This window comes from Fretibacterium fastidiosum (assembly GCF_000210715.1).
Taxonomy (GTDB): domain Bacteria; phylum Synergistota; class Synergistia; order Synergistales; family Aminobacteriaceae; genus Fretibacterium; species Fretibacterium fastidiosum.
In genome coordinates this window covers 651690-654813 of the sequence record NC_021038.1, presented here as the reverse complement: position 1 = coordinate 654813, position 3124 = coordinate 651690, and the positions used below count along the sequence as shown (strand labels likewise).

Sequence of the window (3124 nt, the reverse complement as noted above, 5' to 3'; positions counted from 1 at the left end):
ATGACGAAGCCCACCGCCCCGCGATCCTGGGCGGAGAGCACGGCCTCCGGGGAGAAGGAGCGCGACAGCACGACGCGCCCCGCAAGGTCCTGTTTTGCGCCGTGCGGGACGCGGGAGGAAAGGTAGTCCAGGGGCGAGACGGGGAAGTCCTCCGCGCCCATCCTGTGGCCGACGCCGCGCACGCCGTCCGCCGGCGCGGAGAAGTTCCACGCCTTGGCCGGGAAGCTCCTGTCGGACGCCCCATCGGCGAGCGTCACAACGCCCGGCCCACCAAAGGCCAGAAGGCCCTTCTCCGCGCTTCGAGAGCAGGAGACGCCAGCCCCTTCAAGCCGGGATTGGACGTACTGCCTGGCCGCCTCCTCCCCCTCGCCGTCCGAGCGCCTCACGAAGGAGGCGATCCGCAGGAAATCCTGGTAGAGTTCGTCGCGGTCCAGGAGGGAAGCCAGGTCCGCGGTGCGATCGTTCAGCATGTCATATCAAACCGCCTGTCTGCCTGTTCTAAGAAGAAGTGCCAGTAAACCCGCAACGAAAAGCGGGGCTGCCGACCGGAACGACAGCCCCGCCTCCTAGAGGCGTCCCGGCAAAGCCCTATTTCTCGACCGTGACGTTCTCCAGCTTGTGATATCCCGCGGGGTCCAGGACGAAGCCGTGGACCTTCTTGGACGTTCCGGAGTTCAGCGTGCTGTAGACCAGGGGTGCGTTGTTGGAGAGGTCCTGCAGGATCTGCTCCAGGTCGGCGTAGGCCTTGCGGCGGATCGTCTCGTCCGTGTTGCCGCGGCCCAGGTCCACCAGCTCATCGACCCTGGGGTCCTGGATGAAGCTGCGGTTCCCCGGCGCGCCGGTCTGCGTGGAGTACACCAGGGAATAGTAGGTGTAATCGGCGTCCGCCGTCGAGGTGGTCCAGCCGAAGTACGCCATGTCGTGCTCGCCCTTGGAGGTGCGCTCGATGAAGCTGCCGAACTCCATGACCTCCACCTCGCACTTGATGCCGACCTCCAGCAGCATGGCCTGAACGGCCTGGCAGACCTCGATGCGGGTCTGACTGTCGTTCACCCACAGCTTGCAGGAGAAGCCGTCCGGATACCCCGCCTCGGCCAGCAGCTTCCTGGCCAGCTCGACGTCGTACGCATAGGGCTTGTCGCCGGCGTAGCCGAACACGCCCGGCGCGATGAGGTCGCCCGCCGGCTCGCCTCCGCCGTACATGATGGAGTCAATGATCGTGTTCACGTCGATGGCGTGCCGGATCGCCTGGCGCACCAGCTTGTTGTCAAAGGGCTTCTTCTTCATGTTGAACGAGAGGTACCAGCAGCTCAGGCCCGCCTTCTCGTTCAGGGTCAGGTCGGGGTTGTCGCGGACCTTCTGCTGGTCGTTGGCCTGGATGTCGTTTGCGATGTCCACCTCGCCCGTCTCGAGAGCGATGGTGCGCTGCGCGGCCTCCGGGACGACCTTCATCACGAGGTTCTTCGTCTTTGGGGCGCCCGCGTAGTACTCGTCGAAGGCCTCCAGCTTCAGGGAGTCCCCCTGTTTCCAGCTCACGAATCGGTAGGGACCGGACCCGATGGGGTTCAGGCGAAACCGCGCCTCGTCGGCCTTCACGTAGGCCTCCGGAACGATGGCCGAGGAGGGGTGCGCCAGGTTCCGCAGCGCCGCCGCGTAGGGCTTGGCCGTCTCGATGACGACGGTGTGATCGTCCACGACGCGGACCTCCTTGATGAAGTTCACGATGTAGGAGACCGCGGTGGAGGCGATCGCCCGATCCAGGGAGAACTTCACGTCCGAGGCCGAGAGGGGAGAGCCGTCGTGAAACTTGATCCCGCTGCGGACGTGGACCTCGAGCTCCGTGTCGCTGAGGTACTTCCACGACTCCGCGATCTGACCCACGATCTTTCCCTCGTCGTCCGTCGTGAACAGCGTGTCGAAGATCTGGTTCGTCGCCATGATGGCAGGGGTCTCCTTGCCGATGTGGGGGTCCAGAGACGTGACGTCAGCCCCTTGAGCCCAGGTCAACGTGTCCTTGTTCTCCGCCGCCGACAGCGCGACCGGCTGGGAGAGCGAGAGGACGAGCGCCGCGATGAGCAATGCCGAATGGAACCGCTTCATAAAACAGACCTCCTGTAAAAGAATTTAAACACCATAACCGGGGCCTCCCGGGTTATGTTCGAGTGGCGCCCGCCTCAGCACAGCGCGCAGGCGCAGAGGTGGCCGGGAGCGACCTCACGCAGCGGCACGTCCGCCTCCGAGCAGGCCGGCACGGCATCGACGCACCGCCCGGCGAAGCGACAGCCCGGCTTCGGGTCGATCGGCGAGGAGATCTCGCCACGCAGGATGATGCGCTCCGTCTCAAAGTCCGGGTCCGGCGTCGGGATCGCCGAGAGCAGCGCCCTCGTGTAGGGGTGCAGCGGGTTGGCGAAGACCTCGTCGGCGGACGCCAGCTCCACGACCTGCCCCAGGTACATCACGGCGATCTCGTCCGAGAGGTGCTTGACGACGGAGAGGTCGTGCGTGATGAACATGTAGGTCAGGCCCAGGTCGCGCTGCAGGTCCTGCATCAGGTTCAGGATCTGCGCCTGGATCGAGACGTCGAGGGCCGACACCGGCTCGTCGCAGACGATGAACTGCGGGCTGAGGGCCAGGGCGCGGGCGATCCCGATCCTCTGCCGCCGTCCGCCGTCCAGCTCGTGGGGGTAGGCGTTGATCAGGCGCTCGGACAGCCCGACGAGGGACATGATCTCGCGCACCTTCTGCCGGAGCTCCGGCTGCTTTCGGCTGGCGTAGACGCCCTGGATCAGCAGGGGCTCCGTGATCGTCTCGAAGACGGTCATCCGCGGATTCAGGGAGGCGAAGGGGTCCTGAAAGACGATCTGCATCTCGCGCCGGAGCGCCTTCAGCCGCGCCGCGTCGAACCCCAGGATGTCCTCTCCGTTGAACTGCACCGTGCCCGACGTCGGCTCCTGAAGCCGCAGGATGCTGCGGCCCAGCGTCGATTTTCCGCAGCCCGACTCCCCCACCACCCCCAGCGTCCTACGCCGGCGGATGCTGAAGGACACGTCATCCACCGCGTGAAGCGTCCCGCCCTTCGTGCTGAAGTACTTCTTCAGGTGCTCCACCCTCAGGATTTCATCGG

Annotated in this window: 3 protein-coding genes; all 3 read right to left on the bottom strand. The window is 65.5% G+C overall.

Translation table 11 applies throughout. The features are described 5' to 3' along the window. The coding region (locus SY1_RS02865; RefSeq protein WP_208872647.1) for a hypothetical protein at nucleotides 1-470 on the bottom strand (470 nt) is incomplete at its 3' end. A gap of 118 nt (nucleotides 471-588) precedes the next feature. Beyond that, a complete protein-coding gene (locus tag SY1_RS02860; protein WP_015556119.1) occupies nucleotides 589-2100 on the bottom strand; it encodes an ABC transporter substrate-binding protein in 1512 nt (503 codons plus the stop codon). Nucleotides 2101-2174: 74 nt separating this feature from the next. Next, nucleotides 2175-3124, bottom strand: a 950-nt coding sequence (locus tag SY1_RS02855; protein ID WP_341523453.1) for an ABC transporter ATP-binding protein, incomplete at its 5' end; no start/stop codon positions are given.

Coding starts and splice junctions, on each gene's coding strand:
- SY1_RS02860 (WP_015556119.1), bottom strand. CDS start 2,100: ATGAAGCGGTTCCATTCGGCATTGCTCATCGCGGCGCTCGTCCTCTCG.